Genomic DNA, 18,222 nt, shown 5'->3' on the forward strand with positions numbered 1-18,222 from the left:
CCACCATGGCACTGCGCGTCCTGGTCCCTTCGGCCGAGTTGGCCGAGGCCATCGCCGGCCCCGGGGTCGAAGCCATCGTCTGGCATATCGATGAGGGTCGGCTGCCGGTTCCCGACGCCGACGTCCTCATCACCGAACGGCCCCGCCAACATGAACACCGGCCGCGGATCGGGCAGGTCAACGGTCTGCGCCACGTTCACCTGCTCTCCCTCGGATACGAGTGGGTGCTGGACCACCTGCCGCCCGGTGTTGCTGTGAGCAATTCGCGCGGGGCCGTCGAGGACGCGACGGCAGAGCACGGTCTCGCCCTGATCCTGGCGTCCCTCCGTGCCCTGCCGACCGCCGCGGAACTGCAGCGCCGGCGCCACTGGGCACCGTTGTGGACGACCTCGCTTCACGGATCGACCGTCGTGGTCCTGGGCCATGGCGGAGTCGGCCGGGAGGTGGTTTCCCGATTGGAGCCCTTCCGCCCGGCAGCGATCCTCCCGGTGGCCTCCCGAGCGCGGACCACTGATGCCGGGGTACACGTCCACGCGCTGGACGAGCTGCCCGCATTGCTGCCCCGTGCCGACGTCGTGGTTGTGACACTCCCGCATACGCCGGCCACCGAGCATCTCGTGGATGCGGCATTCCTGGCCCGCATGGGGGACGGCGCCCTGCTGGTCAATATCGGGCGCGGTGCCGTTGTCGACTCCGATGCACTCGTCGCCGAGCTGGGTGCCGGTCGACTGCGCGCGGCCCTCGACGTCACCGATCCCGAGCCGCTTCCCTCCGACCATCCGTTGTGGGCGGCACCCGGGTGCCTGATCACGCCTCACATCGCCGGCAACACGGACGAATTCGTCCGTCTGGCTACTTGGATCGCCGCGGAACAGGTCCGTCGCCTGGCTACCGGTCGGGAGGCCCTGCACCGCGTGGTGTGAGCCGGGCCGGTCCCCTTGCGGCGAGCAGCAGCACCACGGCGATCAATGTACCGATCGTCGCGGCGTCACCGTGGATATCGCCTCCCACCAACAGGACCACGATCGCCAGCAGGCCAATCGCTCCGGACACCCGCGGCGCGATGGCCCTTCTGGCCACGGTCACCAAGGTGGCCCAAGGGCGGAACGGGGGCCGAGGGACCCGCGCCTGCCCGAACTGCCACGCGACAGAGGCGGCGCACAACACCACGAGGTACAAAACAATGGACCGTACCGGGGACAGGGGACCAGTCTCGCACCCGGACCCGTCGTGGGACAGACCTGTCCAACGGCGCGGCAGCGACCTACCCTGAAGCCCATGGACATGAAACTCGAACTCGTCCCCGTTCCGGTCAGCGACGTCGACCGGGCCAAGGACTTCTACGTCACCCAGGTCGGCTTCATCGCCGACCATGACCACCAGGTCACCCCCCACCTGCGCTTCGTCCAGCTCACCCCGCCCGGGTCGGCCTGCTCGGTGGCCATCGGAACCGGCACCAATGAGATGGAACCCGGTTCGCAGAAGGGGCTGCAAATGGTCATCGCCAACGCCGACGCCGCCCGGGATGAGCTGCGTTCACGTGGTGTGGAGGCCAGCGACGTGGACGAGCAGCCGTGGGGCCGCTTCGTCTACTTCGCCGACCCCGATGGCAATACCTGGGCGTTGCAGCAGGTGCCACCCCGGAGCTGACGCCTGCACCAGCGGCCGGACTCACAGTACGCTGGGAGCCATGGAGAACATCACGCTCGAACCTGGCGACCAGGTCGTCTTCACCTCGCTCGAAACGATCGACAAGGAAGACCTGGCCCAGGCGGTCACCGCCGCCGGCTACGTCGTCGGCCCCGGGGTGTCCAAGAAGACCAGCCTGCTGGTGGCCGGGGACCCCAGCGTGGAGTCGACGAAGGCCCGCAAGGCGCGCGACTACGGCATTCCCGTCATCGGCGAGCGCGACTTCGTCGACAAGTTCCTCGACGGTGCCATGCCCGTCCCCACCGCGGCCGGGGCCCACGAACTCTCCGCACCTACATCCCTGGACGACCTGCCCGGCGATGCGAAGCGCGACCTGCCTGCCGTGAAGCTCGCCTGCGGGGCGCTGCGCGAGGACCTGGCCGTCCAGGCCCTGGTCAAGACACCCGAGGCCGGAACGTTCGTCGTCCGCGGGCCGGCCCACTATTCGGCGCTGGGTGAAGCGTGGATGGTCGGGGGCATCGCCGTCGCCGGCTCCGCCAAGGTGCCCGACAAGGTGGTCCGCGCCCTGGGGCTGGCCGGTGGCGAGGAGTCCGCGCCACAGGAGGGCCTCGTGCGGCTGGATGTCAACCACCCCGTCTATGGGGAATTCAGTGTCTATGGACCGGTCCGCCACCAGGTCGGCCTGGACCTGGTGGGCCCGTGGATCCGTGGGGGCGTCCACAGCAGGGATTGACCGGGCCACGGTCCGTGATGCCGCCCACTGGCGGCATCGCCCGGGAATACGCGGGACGACGACGGTTGTTGCATCAGGCAACCCACAACGTCAGGAGCCCCCACCCATGGACATGTTCCACCCCCTCACCCTCGGTGACCTCGAGCTGGCCAACCGGCTGGTCATGGCCCCGCTAACCCGCTCCCGTTCCGCCCTGGACGGTGTCCCGACGGACGACGTCGTCGAGTACTACCGCCAACGCGCCTCGATGGGCCTGATCGTCAGCGAAGGCGTCTACCCCAGCACCACCGGCCAGGGCTTCGTCCGTCAGCCGGGACTGGCCACGGCGGATCAGATTGCCGGATGGAAGCGCGTCACCGACGCCGTCCACGCCGAGGGCGGGCTGATCGTCGCCCAGGTCATGCACGCCGGCCGGGTCACCCACCCCGAGACCACCGGCCAGTCCCACGTCGTCGCCCCGAGCGCCATCGCAGTGGACGGAGTCTCCCGCACCTACACGGGCAAGCACCCCTACCCGGTCCCCCACGCCCTGGAGGCCGACGAGCTTCCCGGCATCGTCGAGGAGTTCGTCCAGGGCTCCCGCAACGCCATCGAGGCGGGATTCGACGGTGTCGAACTGCACGGCGCCAACGGCTACCTGCTGCACGAGTTCCTCGCCCCCAGCTCGAACGTGCGCACCGACGTCTACGGCGGGTCCCCCGAGAACCGCGCCCGCTTCGTCATCGAGGTCGCCACCGCGGTCGCCGACGCGATCGGCGCCGGACGCACCGGGCTGCGCATCTCCCCCGAGCACAACGTCCAGAGCACGGTGGAAACCGATCCCGCCGACGTCGCCGCCACCTACGGTGCCCTCGTGGACGGAATCGCCCCGTTGGGCCTGGCCGCCCTGAGCATCCTGCACGCCGACCCGTCCGGGACCCTGGTGCAGGACCTGCGCACGCGCTTCGGCGGCCCGGTCCTGCTCAACACCGGCTTCCAGACGGTCACCACCTACGACGACGCCGCGGCAGTGGCCGCCAACGGCTGGGGCGACGCGGTGGTCGTGGGCCGCCCGGTCATCGCCAACCCGGACCTGGTGCGCCGCTGGCAGGAGGGCCTTCCGCTGAACGACCCGGACTCCTCCACCTTCTACACCGAGGGCCCGGCCGGCTATATCGACTACCCGTTCTGGCAGAACTGACCCGGGAATACCGACCGGCGGGGAGAGGTTGAACATTGCATGACTTCTCCCCGCCTTTCCGTTGACATCTGGTCCGACATCGCGTGCCCCTGGTGCTTCATCGGCAAACGCCGCTTCGAATCCGCCCTGGGCACCCTGGAGTTCCGCGACCAGGTCGACATCACCTGGCACAGCTACCAGCTGGACCCTGCGCTGCCCGGGCACTACGACGGCACCGAGGCCGAGTACCTGGCCCAGATGAAGGGGATGGACCCGGCCCAGGTCACCCAGATGCTCTCCCATGTCACCACGCAGGCCGCCGGCGAGGGCCTGGACTACGACTTCGACGCGCTGCGCCCGGCGAATTCGCTGACCGCGCACCGCCTCCTGCACCTGGCCGCCGAACACGGTGTGGCCGGCGAACTGAAGGAACTGCTGCTCTCCGCGCACTTCGAGCAGGGCCTGGACATCGGCGCGGCCGACGTCTTGCGCTCCCTCGGTGCCCGGGCCGGCTTGCCCGGCGACGCCGTCGTGCAGGTCCTGGAGTCCGAGCAGTACCGCGACGAGGTCGAGGCCGATTTCTCCCAGGCCCGCGCCCTGGGCATCACCGGGGTCCCGTTCTTCGTGCTGGACATGAAATACGGCATTTCCGGCGCCCAGCCCGCCGAACACTTCGCCGAGGCGCTGACCACCGCCTGGCAGGAGAAAGCCCCCTTGACCATGGTCAATGCGGGAAATGACGGCGGTGCCACCGCTGGCGCCAATGGCCCGGTGTGTGGCCCGGAGGGCTGCAACTAGGCGGCTGCCGGGTAGCTGCACTAACGGCCCTGCCGCCGGGGACCCTGACGTAGCTCCGGGGCCCGACGGCTCCTACGTGGTGACCGCCCCCGTCGCCGGGCGGTCACTGCAGTTGGCCTTCGCCGCCGCGGGTATCGATGCCGGGTCGACGAGTTGGTTCTCGATGCCGATCGCGGCGACGAGGGACCCCACGGCAAAGCACGCTGCGGTGACGACAACGGCCACATGGAAACCCGGCGTGGCAATGCTCGCGCCGGTGATCGTTCCGAGGAAGGCAATCGCGATAAGGCCGGAGATCCGCGCGACGGCGTTGTTGATCGCGGAGCCGATGCCCGCCTCGGCGAGGGGCACCGACCCGAGGACTGCCGTGGTCAACGGGGTCACCGTGATCGACAGGCCGATGCCGTAGACCAGAAGGCCCGGCAACACCTGCCACGCGAACGTGAATTCCGAGGACGTGGCCAGCATCAACAGGAATCCGACGGCGGCAACTGCCGGGCCGAACGCCATGAAGAACCTGGGACCGTGTTTGCCGGCCAGCCCGCCGAAAACCCGTGAGAGCAACAGCGAGGTGACGGCTACCGGAAGTGTCGCCAATCCTGCCAGCGTTGCGCCGAATCCGGCCACTTCCTGCAAGTACAGGACCACGACGAGGGGGCCCAGCGACACGCCCGCGTAGATGGCGGCCGTGGCCAGGTTGCCGTTGCGGAAGTTTCGGATGCGGAACAGCAACATGGGCAGCATGGGGGTCGGTGCCCGTCTCTCCCACCAGATGAAGGCGACAAGGCAGCCAAGGCCCACGGCCAGCGTCGTGAACACGGCCGGATGCCCCCAGCCCAGGTTCTGCTGCTCGATCAGCGCATAGACGGCACCCGCAAGCCCGCATGCCGTGAGTGCCGCCCCGATGACGTCAATCGGGGCTCCGGTGGCCAGCCCCCGTCCCCGGGCGTGACGCGTCAGCACCAGGGCAAGCAGGATGGGCAGCACGTTGATGCCGAAGATGAACCGCCAGCCCAGCGAATCAACCAGGATCCCGCCAAGCAGCGGGGCGACGATGAAGGCCGTGCTGGTCCACGCCGTCCACGTGCCGATGGCCGCCCCTCGGCGTTCGCCGGGGAACGCGGCGCTGATCAAGGCCAGCGATCCCGGCACCAGCAGGGCGGCCCCCAAGCCCTGCACGACCCTAGATCCGATCAGCACACCGGTTATTGGCGCCAGGGCACAGGCGACGGAGCCGATCCCGAAGAGCACGAGGCCAACGCGCAGGACGCGGACGTGGCCGAATGAGTCCGCGAGCGAACCGGCGAGGAGAATGAACGATCCGAGCGTGAGGAGGTACGCATCGAGAATCCACTGCTGCGTACCGACGCCTCCGCCCAGTTCTGCGGAAATGGAAGGAAGGGCAATCGTGACGATCGAGCCATCCAGAAAGGCGATGAAGGAGGCCAGGATCGCGACAACCAGGGTGGTCCCCGGGGAGATGTTCTCCCCGCCCCCTCTGGTGGAACTGGGACCCACGGCGGGCTCGCCTCCCTTCGGCAACCACTTGATCCGGCGCGGGGGGAACCGTGTCGGGAACCCGCAAGGAAACCCCCCGGACCAGCTGGCGTCTGGAGCGGACCCGTTGCGGGGCGACGCATCGATGGTGGACAGAGCATAGGACCGCCGCCGCGACGACGCAAGGGCGAAATGTGGATGCCGCCCGCCATCGAGTCAAAGGCATCCGTCTTCGCCGTGAAGACCCGCGGGTGTCGTCTCGGCTACGCGCTGCATCGACTACTTCCCGTCGTCGCCCCTGACCGACGACGACGACGCCGCGGCCTTCGAGGAGGCAGCCGCCTTCTTGGCGTCGGCGCGGGCTGCCTTCACGGCGATCGGGCAGCTGAGCTTGCCGCTCTGCGTCTTGGCCTTTCCCTTCGGCAAGACCTTCTTGATCTGGTACTTCTCCCCGATGATCAAATCGACGGTGTCGGCGTTGCGCTTGGCATCCTTCACGTACTCGGTGCCGGGGATCTGGCGCTGCACCGTCAGGGCCTTCGAACGCCCCGACGTACCGGAGACCACGGCGGCGACGATCTTTGAGTTGTTCAACTTCGCGTTGCCGACCTCCCCGATCCGGAAGCCGCGCTGCTTGAGGACCTGGGCGGTGGCACCGGCAAGCCCTGGGGTCTTCGTCCCGTTGAGCACGTTCACCGTGACGTCCTTCGGCTGGGCGTACTTCAACACCTCCTGCGGGCAGACCGCGGCGACCGGGTCATGGGACGGAGCAGCCGCCACCGGAGTGGGCTGGGGTTCCAGCGCCGGGATGACCACCTGCCGCGTCTTGACCAGATAAGCGAAGACCAACGCGGTGATGAGCAGCGCGGCCAACAGTCCCAGCACGATGCCGTGCAGCAGCCGGCGCCGGTAGTAGCGCGGGTTGTCCACGTGCTCGGGATCGTCGTCGGTGAACCCCTCGGCGAGGTCGTCCTCGGTGACGATGCGGTGCCCGTGCCAGTCCTCGGGGTCGCGGTCCTGCGGCACTGGTTCAGTCCTCCAATACTAGGACGCGGGCGTGCATCACCGAACGCTGGTGCAGCGCGGTCCGCACCGCGCGGTGCAGGCCATCCTCGAGATACAGGGTGCCCCGCCACTGCACCACATGGGGGAAGAGGTCCCCGAAGAAGGTGGAGTCCTCGGCCAACAGGGCCGCGAGATCCAAGGTGGTCTTGGTCGTCACCAGTTCATCGAGGCGTACCTGGCGCGGGGCGACATCGGCCCAGTCCCGGGGCGTCACGAGGCTGTGGTCGGGGTACGGGCGGGATTCGCCGACTGCTTTGAAGATCACCGCTCCAGCTTAGGGAACGCCGGGGCAAGTTGTAACGGCGACCTGCCGGGGCAACCCGTCAACCCAGAAGTCAAGGGTTCCGAAATACGGGGAAATGTGACGGAACCGGGCGTAACGATTGCTGTTCAAGCACGGCAAAACGGGCCTAACGTTACGTACATGACTATTGTGCGAACCTCCGTTCCGGTCCTGGACTTCTCTACGGCACGCAGTGCAGACGGCAGCTTCAATCCGGACTTCATCGACGTCGTGCGCGACGCGGCGCACAACGTCGGCTTCTTCCAGCTCACCGATTTCGGTGCCGCCGCCGGGCAGGCCCAGGAACTACTGGACACGATGGACGCCTTCTTCAAGCTGCCGCTCGAGGAGCGGCTGAAGCTGGACAATCGCACCTCCGCGCAGTTCCGCGGCTACACCCGGCTGGGCAAGGAGATGACCCAGGGCCGCGCCGATTCGCGCGAACAGATCGACTACGGCCCCGAGCGCCAGGCACTGGACTCCTACCCTGCCGACCGCCCCTATCTGAACCTGCAGGGTCCGAACCAGTGGCCGGAATCCTTCCCCGAGCTCGAACGTGTGGCCATGGCCTGGGCCGGGTTGATGTCCCGCGTGGGCACCGAGCTGCTGGCGGCCATTTCCGTGTCGCTCGGCCTGCCCGAGGACTACTTCGACGAGCCCTTCGAGGCCGCCCCGGCATGGATGGGGAAGCTGGTGCACTACGTCGGCGGCCAGGTCCCCGAGGCCGGCACCCAGGGCGTGGGCCTGCACGCCGACTACGGCTTCGTGACCCTGCTGCTGCAGGACCTCGTCGGCGGGCTCGAGGTCAAGCCCTACGGCCAGGATGACTGGATCACCGTCGAGCCGATCTCCGGTGCCCTGGTGGTCAACCTGGGCGAGATGCTCGAGGTCGCCACCAACGGCTACCTGATGGCCACCATCCACCGCGTCACGGCCCCGCCGGCCGGCGTCGACCGCTACTCGGTACCGTTCTTCTGGTCCCCCCGACTGGACTCGGTCATCAACACGGTCCCGCTGCCGGCCGAGCTGGCGGCCGCCGCCCGCGGCGTCTCCGACGATCCGTCCAACCCGATGCTCTCCTCCTACGGCGCCAACGTCCTCAAGGGCTGGCTGCGCGCCCACCCCGAGACCGCGCGGATCCATTACCCGGAGCTGGCCAAGTAGAGCTGGCCAAGCAGCACCAGCACGACGCCGGCACCGCCCCGGTCGCGACGCCCACCGGGCGCCGTGGCCGGGGCGGTCCCATCCCACCTTGCCCCGCATTAGAACATGTGTTCTAATCAATCGCATGAGGTGGAGCTCGCAGAACGTGGACACGGCGGCCCCCTCCGACGCGCCGACGCCGGAGCTGTTCGGCGTGCGCGGGCTGGTCCGGACCGTGCGCACCCCCGAATTCGCGGGCATGGCCTTCCATGAGGTGCTGGCCAAGTCCGCGCTGAACAAGGTCCCCGCCTCCAGCAACATGCCGTTCAGCTGGACCGTCAACCCCTTCCGCGGCTGTTCGCACGCCTGCGTCTACTGCTTCGCCCGCAACACGCACCGCTACCTGGACCTGGATGCCGGCGCAGATTTCGATTCGCAGGTCATCGTCAAGGTCAACATCGCCGACGTGCTGCGCGCCGAGGTCGCCAAACCGCGGTGGGGACACGAGCTGGTCGCCCTGGGCACCAACACCGACCCGTACCAACGCGCCGAGGGCCGCTACTCGCTGATGCCCGGCATCATCTCCGCGCTGGCCGAGCACGGCACCCCGATGTCCATCCTGACCAAGGGCACGCTGCTGCGCCGCGACCTTCCGCTCCTTCAGCAGGCAGCCACGCAGGTGCCGGTCGACATCTCCATGTCGATCGCCATCTTCGACGATGACTTGCAACAACGCGTCGAACCCGGCACCCCCACCACCGCGGCCCGCCTGGCCACCGTCCGCGCGGCGGCCGACCGCGGCTTCAACGTCACCGCCTTCCTCATGCCGATCCTGCCGTATCTCACGGACTCGACCGAACACCTGGATGCGGCGTTGGCGGGGCTCCAGGAAGCGGGCGCCTCCAGCGTCATCTACGGCGCACTGCACCTGCGTCCCGGTGCCCGCGAATGGTTCCTGGCCTGGATCGACCGTGAATACCCGCATCTGGGCAGCGCCTACCGGTCGATGTACGCCCGCTCCTCCTACGCGCCCGTCGATTACCGGGCCTGGCTGGCCCGGCGGATCAAGCCGTTGCTGCGCCGCCACGGCCTCGATGCCCGGCCGGACGGGGATATACCGGCGTCCCGGCGCCTCACCGGCGGCAGCACCCAGCAGCGTTCGGGCATCCACGGGCGGGAGACTTTCGCACCGGCCGCCGCGCAGGGGCTGGAGCCGCAGCCGACGCTGTTCTGACGCACGTCATAAGGTGGTGACATGACGGGTATCACGGCCAAGGGCGCGACCACCATCCGCGGAGCAGTTCTCGAGACGATCGGCGCGGGGCAACCATTCGCCGACTCCACTCCACTGCGTGTCCAGGAACTCGCCCTGGACGCCCCCGGGCCGGGCGAGATCCGCATCAGGATCGAGGCGGCCGGCGTCTGCCACTCGGACCTGTCGGTCGTGGACGGGAACCGGGTCCGCCCGGTGCCGATGCTCCTGGGCCACGAGGCGGCCGGGATCATCGAGGAACTCGGCGAGGGGGTGGACGACCTCGACATCGGCCAAAGGGTGGTCATGGTCTTCCTTCCCCGCTGCGGTCAATGCCCGGAATGCTCCACAGATGGCCGGTTGCCCTGCTCGGCCGGGAGCGCGTCCAACAACGCCGGAGAACTGCTCGGTGGCGGCCGCCGACTCAGTCGCGGGCCGGCCGCGGATGGCGAGCCGGTCCACCATCATCTGGGGGTTTCCGGATTCGCGACGGGTGCCGTCGTGGACCGCCGCTCGGTGGTTCCGGTCGATACCGACGTCCCACCCGACATCGCCGCGGTCCTGGGTTGCGCGGTGCTCACCGGCGGCGGTGCAGTGCTCAATGCGGCCCGCCCGGGGCCCGCGGACGACATCATCGTCGTCGGCCTCGGCGGCGTCGGCATGGCCGCGCTCATGGTGGCCCGGGCCGTCACGTCCGGGCGGGTGACCGGCATCGACCAGCAGCCGGACAAGCTCAAGTTGGCACTGGAGCTCGGGGCCGATGAGGCACTGACCCCGGACCAGGCCACCAAGAACGGCCTGTCTGCCACCTACGTCATCGAGGCTGCCGGGCACCCGGTCGCCTTCGAAACCGCAGTAGGGCTCACCGGCCCCGGTGGCACGACGGTCACGGTCGGCCTCCCGGCACCCGACGCCGTCTCCCGGATCAGCCCGCTGGGGCTGACGGCCCAGGCCCGGTCGATCATCGGGTCCTATCTCGGCTCAGCGGTCCCGGCTCGCGACATCCCGCGCTTCGTCGAACTCTGGCGCGCCGGGAAGCTGCCGCTGGAACGACTCATCACCCGGCATATCCAGCTGGAGGACATCAACGAGGCGATGGACGAGCTCGCCGCCGGGCGGGCAGTCCGGCAGGTCATCGACTTCCGGAACTAGCGGCCGCAGCAATCCGGTCGACGGCCTCGATGACCATCCCGGGCGCACACGCCAGGTTCATGCGGGCGAATCCGGCGCCCTGGGAGCCGAAGTCCAGGCCGCTGACCAGGGCGACACGGGCCTGCTCGAGAGCGCGGACGGCTGGATCATCGCCCCAGCCCAGGGCACGCAGGTCCAGCCAGGCCAGGTAGGACGCCGCGGGGCGGCGCCAACGCACGGCCGGGAGCTTTTCGGCCAGCTGGGCATCCAGCAAGTCGACGTTTGATTCGATGGCGGCGATGGTCGAGGACAGCCACTCCCGGCTGGCACCGAAACCCTCCCGGGTGGCGATGAGGCCGAACAGGCCCGTCCGGCCCTTGACCTCCTCGGGCAGCGAGCGGATCAGCGCAGCCATCGGTTCGGACGCCGTGGCGAACATGGCCGTCTTCAGTCCGGCCAGGTTGAACGCCTTGCTACCGGATTCGGCGGCGATGCCATGTTCACGGGCCTTGTCGGAGACGCTCAGGTAGGGGGTGAAGCGCGTCCCGGCATGTGTCAGCGGTGCGTGGATCTCGTCGCTGACGACGAATGCCCCGTGGCGGGCCACCACGTGGGAGAGGCGGGTCAACGTGGCACGGTCGTGGACGAGCCCGACGGGGTTGTGTGGATTGCACAGCAGCACGGCCCTCGCCCCGGCGGCCAGCGCCCGGTCGATCCCGTCCAGGTCGAGGTGGTAGGCATGAGCCCCATCGAGCAGGGGGACCTCGACGACGCTGCCCCCGGCCTCGGGGATCAGGTCGAAGAACGGCGGGTAGACCGGAGGGGTGATGACCACTCCGTCGCCCGGCGAGATCAACCGGCGCAGCGACTCGACGATGACGACGCTGACATCCGTGGTGTAGGCCATCCGCTCCGGCGACGGGGACCAGCCCCAGGTGTCGGCCGCGAAGCCGGCGAAGGCCGTCGCGGCCCGGGTGTCCTGCGGGTTGACGTAGCCGGTATCCCCCGTGTCGATTGCCTCGCGGAGGGCCGCCGTGATGGCCGGGGCCAGCCCGTAGTCCATCTCCGCCACGAACAACGGCAGCACGTCCGCGGGGTATTCCGTCCATTTCTCACTGGTGCGGCGGCGCAGCACCTCGATCGGGTCGGCGGGGGTGTTCATCATGGCCGGGACTCCTCCCTGGTCGGGGGTGGCCTACAGGGCCGCGCGCACCGCGTCGACGAGTTCGTCGGAGAGCGGTTCCACGGCGGAGCGGAACCGCCCCAGGATCTGGCCGTCGCGGCCGACGAGGAACTTCTCGAAGTTCCAGGCAACGTCCTGGACGGATCCCGTCGGGTACGCGGTGAGTTCGCGGTAGAGCGGGTGCGCTGCGGCACCGTTGACATCGGCCTTGCGGGCCAGCGGGAACGTCACCCCGTAGTTGGCCTGGCAGAACTGCCCGATCTCCGCATCGGTCCCGGGCTCCTGCCCCTTGAACTGGTTGCAGGGGACCCCGAGCACCGTCAGGCCCTGCCCCTGGTAGGACGTATGCAGTTCCTCCAGTCCGGCATATTGGGGCGTGAACCCGCACTGGGAGGCAACGTTGACGACCAGGACGACCTGGCCGCCGAAGGCCTCACCGAACGTGGTCGCGGTTCCGTCATTGAGGGTGAGCGGTATGTCCTGCAGGGTGGAAAGGGCGTTGCCCATGGTGGCCTTCCTTCGCTGGATGTCGGTCACGGCCAGTCTAGCCACGTCGCCCCACGGCCCCGACGGGATCAGCGGGCGGCGAACCGGTTGACGCGGCGCACCGTATCCGGGTGCGCCGACAGTGCCGCGATGGACGCCGATTCATCCCGAAGATGCGCCGCATACCCCTCGACCATGCCCGCCCGGAGCAGCCGTTTGGTGGGAGCCAGGACCTGCGCGGCCCCCTGGAGGAACGCGTCTTCGGCCACGGCGAGCTCCCCGTCGAAAACGGCAGTCGGGGCGGATGCGTTCGCCAGGCCCCAGGCCACTGCCTCATTGCCCGAGAGCCGGCGTCCACCCAGCGTCATTTCCACCGCCCGCGGGTGGCCGAGCAACCGGGGCAGCAGGTAGGACACCCCGGTGTCGGGTGTCAATCCGATGCCGCCATATGCGGCCAGCAGGGTGGCTTCCTCCGCGACCAGCACCCAGTCGGAATTGAGCACCAGGCCCAGCCCGGCCCCGGCGGCGGCGCCGTTGACCCCGGCCACCACCAGCAACCGGGACGTGACCAGTGCCAGCGCCAGCCCGTGGGCCGCGTCGGCGAGCGCGGCGAGGTAGGCCGGCCGTTGTTCCGGTGGATGTTCGGCAATGCTCCGCACGTCCCCGCCACCGCAGAAGAACCGCCCGGTCCCGGTCAGCGTCAACACGTGCACTTCGGGGTCGGCCTCCGCGGCACGGAGGGCCGCCAACGCATCGCACGCCATCTGCAGGTTCAGGGCGTTGCCCTCCTCCGCCCGGTCCAGGACCAGCCGGACGACACCGGGGCGTCGTTCGGTGCGGATCACCGTCGAGACCGCGTCTGGCTCCACGCTCACTCCTGACCGCCGGTTCGTTCTGCCCGCAGCTCCCGTTTGAGGAGCTTGCCCGACTGGTTGCGTGGCAACTCGGCGACGAAGTCCACGCGTTTGGGGACCTTGTAGTCGGCGATCCGGGACTTGACGTGAGCGCGCACGCCTTCCGCAGTCAGGGAGGCGCCTTCCTTGAGGACGACGACGGCGGTGATCGCCTCGATCCACCGCTCGTCGGAGACACCCACGACCGCGACTTCGGCGACCTCGGCGAGCTCGTAGATGCAGTCCTCCACCTCGCGGGGTGCGACCAGTATCCCCCCGGTATTGATGACGTCCTTGATCCGGTCGACGACCTGGATGTAGCCCTGCGCATCGCGGGTGACCTGGTCCCCGGAGCGGAACCATCCGTCGGCGAAGGCATCGGCCGTCGCGTCCGGCTTGTCCCAGTAGCCGGACATCAACTGGGGCGACCGGTACTGGATCTCCCCCGGTTCGCCGGGGCCCGCGAGGGCCCCCTCGGCGGTGATGACACGTGCCTCGACGTTGTAGACCGGCAACCCGCATGAGGCGGGACGGGCCTCGTGGTCTTCCGGGCGCAGGACGGTGCAGAGCGGACCGAGTTCGGATTGCCCGAAGCAGTTGTAGAAGCCGATCGCCGGATAGCGGGAGCGCAGCCGCTGCAGCACCGTCACCGGCATGATGGAGGCCCCGTACTGGGCCTTGGACAGTGACGAGAGGTCGCGGCTCTCCATCGCGGGGTGGTTGCTCAGCGGAACCCAGACGGTGGGTGCCAGGAACAGCGACCCGATGTGATCCTCCTCCACCAGGCGCAGGATTTCCGCGATATCCGGTCGGGCGATCAGTCGCACGGTGGCCCCGAGCGACAGGTAGGGAAGCAGGAAGACGTGCATCGCCGCCGAGTGGTAGAGCGGCATCGCCACGAGGGGACGGTCCTCTGCCGTGAAGTCCAGTGCAATGACGGATGAGACGTATTCGGCGACCAGCGCCTCGTGGGTCATCATCGCGCCCTTGGGGGCGGAGGTGGTGCCGGAGGTGTACAGCAGCTGGAGGAGGTCACCACCGGTGACCACGACGTCGGTCGGGGCGGAATCGGCAGCGGTGTCCAGCGCGGTCTCCAGCACCGATGGCGGCCCCGCGTCCGGTTCGGGAAGCATCGGCCAGACATCGTGGACCTCCGGTGCCCTGCCGGCGCTCCGGATCTGGTCGACCAGCGGCCGCAGCGCGGGATCGACCACGATCAGGCCGGCCCCGGAGTCCTCCAGCACGTAGCCCAGCTCGTCGCCCTTGAGTGCGAAGTTCACCGGGACATGGACGAGGCCGGCTTCGGCGCAGGCCAGATACAGGATGGCGTAGGCATCCGAGTTGGCACCGTAGGCGGCGATACGGGATCCCTCGGGCAGGCCGTGCGACAGCAGCCGGCGGGCCACCCGGTGGACGGCTGCCTCCAGCTCGGTGTAGGTCCATTGCCGGTCCTCGAAGCGGATGGCGGTCGCCTGGCCGTTGCGCGAAACGGAACGGCGCAGGACGGAGCCGATGGTGTTCTCCCGGCCGGCCGCCATGGGACCACTGACAGGGGTGCCATCGGCAGGCGTGGATGGTGCAGTCATGGTGGTGTTCCTCCTGCGCAACGTGCCCTCCAGCGCCGTTCGACGCGGCATATGGCTTCAGCCACACTCTAGGAGAGCCCCGCGCCCGTTCGCTACCCCTCCCCGCCTGCCGGCGGGCAGAGCCGAAGTGGCGCCATCGTTGCCTTTGACTGGTCCTGAATTTCCCGACGGTGGTGTCGGCACAGCCGGTCCCGCAGAGATGGAGGCGGGCAGGATTTTCCGCAGTCCCGACTCTGGCGCGCTTGGTCGCCCCGGCACCGCGGGTTGGAGGACATCAACGACACAACGGGCGGGCAGGCCACCGGTCAGCGACGGCTGGACGATCCGGCACCAGAAGCCCCCAGATCCGGGCAACATGGGTCCGTGCGGCCCCATCGGGCGACAATCTGATCACGGTTTCGGCCCCGGGGGCGAAGTAGGCGAGGTTTTCTGATACGAATCTTAAGTACGAATGAGTGTTACATCACAATATTCATGCGTCGTGCGGCGGAACCTGCGCAACGAGGCAACAACAAGGGAGTTCACACCATGACCAAATCGAAGCGTGTTCTACGCGCGGCCTTGGCCACCGCAGGAATCGGTGCACTATCGCTCACCGCGTGCACCGGGCCCGTCGAGAGTTCCTCCGACGGCGGCAGCGGTGACAGCGGCCCGACAGTGACCGTTGGAACGACCGACAAGATCGTTTCACTGGACCCGGCCGGTGCCTACGACAACGGTTCGCTCACGGTCATGACCCAGATCTACCCCTTCCTGCTCAACTCCAAGCCCGGCAGCGCCGAGCCGGTGCCGGGCATTGCGACCTCGGCTGAATTCACCTCGCCGAAGGAATTCACGGTCAAGCTCAAGGACGGCCTGACGTTCGCCAACGGCCACGACCTCACCTCGTCCGACGTGAAGTTCAGTTTCGACCGCGTCGTGTCCATCGCCGATCCGCAGGGCCCCGCGGCGCTGCTGGGCAACCTGGACAAGGTCGAGACGCCGGACGATTCCACCGTGGTGTTCCACCTGAAGGCCGGCAACGACCAGACCTTCCTCGGCGTGCTCACCAGTGCGGCAGCACCCATAGTGGACGAGGAGGTCTTCTCTCCCGACAAGGTCACCGCAGACAGCAAGATCGTGGCGGGCAAGGCATTCGCCGGCCAGTACGAGATCACCAACTACACGAAGAACGAACTGGTGACCTATCAGGCGTTCGACGGCTACAAGGGCCTGCTGGGCAAGCCCGCGTCCGAGACCGTGAACTACAAGTACTACACCAGCGCCAATAACCTGAAGCTCGACGTCCAGCAGGGCAACATCGACGTTGCCTTTCGCAGCCTCTCCGCGACCGACATCGCGGACCTGGAAAAGGACGACAACGTCAAGGTCCTCAAGGGCCCCGGCGGCGAACTGCGCTACATCGTCTTCAACTTCAACACCATGCCGTACGGCACCAAGACCTCGCAGGACGATTCTGACAAGGCGCTGGCCGTCCGCCAGGCCATGGCGGATTCCATCGACCGCCAGGCCATCGCCACGCAGGTCTACAAGGACACCTACACCCCGGTGTATTCCTTCGTCCCCTCCGGCCTGCCAGGTGCGACCGAGCCGTTGAAGGAGATGTACGGCGACGGCCAGGGCGGACCGGATGCCGATCGGGCCAAGAAGCGCCTTGAAGAGGCCGGCGTCGATACGCCCGTGTCGCTGAACATCCAGTACAACGCCGACCACTACGGGCCGTCCTCCGGCGAGGAGTACGCCATGGTGAAGTCGCAGCTCGAGGACACCGGGCTGTTCAAGGTCAATCTGCAGTCCACCGAATGGGTCCAGTACAACAAGGACCGGACCCAGGACGTCTACCCGATCTACCAGCTCGGCTGGTTCCCGGACTACTCGGACGCAGACAACTACCTGACGCCGTTCTTCGCACCGGGCAACTTCCTGGCCAACCACTACGAGGACAAGAAGGTCTCCTCGCTGATCGCGGAACAGCAGGTGACGACCGACAAGCAAAAGCGCCAGGACCTGATCGGCGAGATCCAGTCCGAGGTCGCCCAGGACCTGTCGACCCTGCCGATCCTGCAGGGGTCGACGGTGGCGATCGCCGGCAAGGATATCGAGGGCGTCAAAAGCACCCTGGATCCGTCCTACAAGTTCCGGATCGGTGTGATCTCCAAGAAGTAGCACACGGGTCCAGGGGGTGGGGCGGTCATCACAATACGTGTCCGTCCCACCCCGCTTGCCGTCCAGAGCCGGGATCCGCTGGATCCGGGACACACGAGTTTAGGTAGACATGACAGTTGTAAGCGACACGGAACCGGGCGGGGCCGCCCCGGTACTGGAAAAGAAACCCAAGAGCCAAGGGCTCGGCCTGGCCCGCTATCTGGTCATCCGATTCCTGTTGATCATCCCCACGATCTTCATCCTGATCAGCCTGGTCTTCTTCCTGATGCGGATCACCGGCGACCCGATCAGCGCCGCGCTGGGCGGCCGCCTGCCGCCGGAACAGCTGGCCGAGCGCATCCACGCGGCCGGATATGACCGGCCCGTCATCGTCCAGTACTTCGACTACCTCGGCAACATCCTGCACGGGAACTTCGGAACCACGCTGTCCGACAACCGGCCCGTGACCGAGATCCTGGCCCAATATGGCACCGCCACTTTGGAACTGGTCATCTACGCGCTGATCGTGGCCTTCATCGTGGGTGTCCCCTTCGGCATGATTGCCGCCTACAAGCGGGACCGGCTTCCGGACGCCTTCATGCGCTTCTTCGCCATCCTCTGCTATGCCACGCCCGTCTTCTTCGCCGGCCTGCTGCTGAAGTTGATCTTCTCCGTTTGGCTCGGCTGGCTCCCGGTCGCGGGACGGACCAACTACGTGCCTGAGCTCTCGAACCTGCGCGCCCCCTCCGGCATCTACCTGCTCGACGCGCTGCGGGCCGGGAATCTGACAATCGCCCTGGATGTCCTGCAGCACGCCGTGCTGCCGGCGATCGCCCTCGGACTGCTGATCGGCGGGGTGTTCCTCCGCCTGGTCCGCACCAACCTCATCGGCACGCTGGGATCCGACTTCGTCGAGGCCGGCCGTTCCCGCGGTGTCAGTGAGTACCGTCTGGTCACCAAGCACGCCTACAAGCCCGCCTTGATCCCGATCGTCACCGTCATGGGATTGCAGATCGCCATGACCCTCGGCGGTGCCATCCTGACCGAGACCACGTTCGGCTGGAAGGGACTGGGCTTCATGCTCGCCGAATACCTCACGGCCCGCGACTTCGTCGCGGTCCAGGGCATCGTGATGCTCATGGCCGTGATCGTGGCCTTGACCAACTTCCTGGTGGATGTCATCGCCGCCCTCATCGACCCGAGAGTGAGGTACTGACC

General features: G+C 67.9%; 17 protein-coding genes. 10 read left to right on the forward strand and 7 right to left on the reverse strand.

All coding sequences use genetic code 11. The features are described 5' to 3' along the window. Positions 1-5 precede the first annotated feature (5 nt). The 5 genes from AC1MEQ_RS09670 (at position 6) to AC1MEQ_RS09690 (ending at position 4,340) form a co-directional block, all read left to right on the forward strand. Positions 6-923, forward strand: coding sequence for an NAD(P)-dependent oxidoreductase (locus tag AC1MEQ_RS09670; protein WP_479790219.1), 918 nt, complete (start codon positions 6-8; stop codon positions 921-923). A 355-nt stretch (positions 924-1,278) separates the two neighbouring features. Next, on the forward strand, positions 1,279-1,650 hold the full coding sequence (locus tag AC1MEQ_RS09675) for a VOC family protein (protein WP_479790221.1): 372 nt from the start codon (positions 1,279-1,281) through the stop codon (positions 1,648-1,650). Between the two features lie 40 nt (positions 1,651-1,690). Further along, the gene (locus tag AC1MEQ_RS09680) at positions 1,691-2,383 is read left to right on the forward strand and encodes a BRCT domain-containing protein (RefSeq protein WP_479790223.1); all 693 of its coding nucleotides are present in this window, start codon (positions 1,691-1,693) and stop codon (positions 2,381-2,383) included. A gap of 106 nt (positions 2,384-2,489) precedes the next feature. Further along, the gene (locus AC1MEQ_RS09685) at positions 2,490-3,563 is read left to right on the forward strand and encodes an alkene reductase (protein ID WP_479790225.1); all 1,074 of its coding nucleotides are present in this window, start codon (positions 2,490-2,492) and stop codon (positions 3,561-3,563) included. Between the two features lie 39 nt (positions 3,564-3,602). Continuing rightward, positions 3,603-4,340 (forward strand): DsbA family oxidoreductase, encoded by a 738-nt coding sequence (locus tag AC1MEQ_RS09690; protein ID WP_479790227.1) that lies wholly within the window; start codon positions 3,603-3,605, stop codon positions 4,338-4,340. Positions 4,341-4,412: 72 nt separating this feature from the next. Here AC1MEQ_RS09690 and AC1MEQ_RS09695 read toward each other — a convergent pair whose 3' ends face one another. The 3 genes from AC1MEQ_RS09695 to AC1MEQ_RS09705 form a co-directional block, all read right to left on the reverse strand. Then, positions 4,413-5,858 carry an MFS transporter gene (locus AC1MEQ_RS09695; protein ID WP_479790229.1) on the reverse strand — a complete coding sequence of 482 codons (1,446 nt, stop codon included), beginning with the start codon at positions 5,856-5,858 and terminating at the stop codon, positions 4,413-4,415. Positions 5,859-6,116: 258 nt separating this feature from the next. Further along, positions 6,117-6,863: a LytR C-terminal domain-containing protein gene (locus AC1MEQ_RS09700; protein WP_479790231.1), complete on the reverse strand. Its 747-nt coding sequence runs from the start codon at positions 6,861-6,863 to the stop codon at positions 6,117-6,119. Positions 6,864-6,867: 4 nt separating this feature from the next. Beyond that, a complete protein-coding gene (locus tag AC1MEQ_RS09705; protein ID WP_479790233.1) occupies positions 6,868-7,167 on the reverse strand; it encodes a type II toxin-antitoxin system VapB family antitoxin in 300 nt (99 codons plus the stop codon). Between the two features lie 159 nt (positions 7,168-7,326). Here AC1MEQ_RS09705 and AC1MEQ_RS09710 point away from each other — a divergent pair, with 159 nt between their 5' ends. The 3 genes from AC1MEQ_RS09710 to AC1MEQ_RS09720 all read left to right on the forward strand — a co-directional run bounded on the left by AC1MEQ_RS09710 (position 7,327) and on the right by AC1MEQ_RS09720 (position 10,732). Continuing rightward, positions 7,327-8,349, forward strand: a complete 1,023-nt coding sequence (locus AC1MEQ_RS09710) for an isopenicillin N synthase family dioxygenase (RefSeq protein WP_479790235.1) — start codon at positions 7,327-7,329, stop codon at positions 8,347-8,349. A gap of 124 nt (positions 8,350-8,473) precedes the next feature. Then, the gene (locus AC1MEQ_RS09715; RefSeq protein ID WP_479790237.1) at positions 8,474-9,562 is read left to right on the forward strand and encodes an Rv2578c family radical SAM protein; all 1,089 of its coding nucleotides are present in this window, start codon (positions 8,474-8,476) and stop codon (positions 9,560-9,562) included. A gap of 21 nt (positions 9,563-9,583) precedes the next feature. Then, positions 9,584-10,732, forward strand: a complete 1,149-nt coding sequence (locus AC1MEQ_RS09720) for an alcohol dehydrogenase catalytic domain-containing protein (protein WP_479790239.1) — start codon at positions 9,584-9,586, stop codon at positions 10,730-10,732. On the opposite strand, the gene AC1MEQ_RS09725 is transcribed toward AC1MEQ_RS09720, so the two are convergent. The 4 genes from AC1MEQ_RS09725 to AC1MEQ_RS09740 all read right to left on the reverse strand — a co-directional run bounded on the left by AC1MEQ_RS09725 (position 10,713) and on the right by AC1MEQ_RS09740 (position 14,811). Further along, positions 10,713-11,876, reverse strand: coding sequence for a MalY/PatB family protein (locus AC1MEQ_RS09725; RefSeq protein ID WP_479790241.1), 1,164 nt, complete (start codon positions 11,874-11,876; stop codon positions 10,713-10,715). The genes AC1MEQ_RS09720 and AC1MEQ_RS09725 overlap by 20 nt on opposite strands. A gap of 30 nt (positions 11,877-11,906) precedes the next feature. Continuing rightward, entirely contained in the window at positions 11,907-12,401 is a 495-nt protein-coding gene (locus AC1MEQ_RS09730) for a glutathione peroxidase (protein WP_479796102.1), read from the reverse strand. A 68-nt stretch (positions 12,402-12,469) separates the two neighbouring features. Then, positions 12,470-13,249, reverse strand: a complete 780-nt coding sequence (locus AC1MEQ_RS09735) for an enoyl-CoA hydratase/isomerase family protein (RefSeq protein WP_479790242.1) — start codon at positions 13,247-13,249, stop codon at positions 12,470-12,472. 2 nt (positions 13,250-13,251) lie between these two features. Beyond that, entirely contained in the window at positions 13,252-14,811 is a 1,560-nt protein-coding gene (locus AC1MEQ_RS09740) for a fatty acyl-CoA synthetase (protein WP_479796103.1), read from the reverse strand. Between the two features lie 576 nt (positions 14,812-15,387). Between AC1MEQ_RS09740 and AC1MEQ_RS09745 the strand changes: the two genes are divergently transcribed. Together AC1MEQ_RS09745 and AC1MEQ_RS09750 are read left to right on the forward strand one after the other, a co-directional pair. Then, positions 15,388-17,025, forward strand: coding sequence for an ABC transporter substrate-binding protein (locus AC1MEQ_RS09745; protein WP_479790244.1), 1,638 nt, complete (start codon positions 15,388-15,390; stop codon positions 17,023-17,025). Positions 17,026-17,134: 109 nt separating this feature from the next. Beyond that, positions 17,135-18,220 (forward strand): ABC transporter permease, encoded by a 1,086-nt coding sequence (locus tag AC1MEQ_RS09750; RefSeq protein ID WP_479790245.1) that lies wholly within the window; start codon positions 17,135-17,137, stop codon positions 18,218-18,220. Positions 18,221-18,222: the final 2 nt, after the last annotated feature.

This window comes from Arthrobacter sp. ASL1 (genome assembly GCF_056680475.1).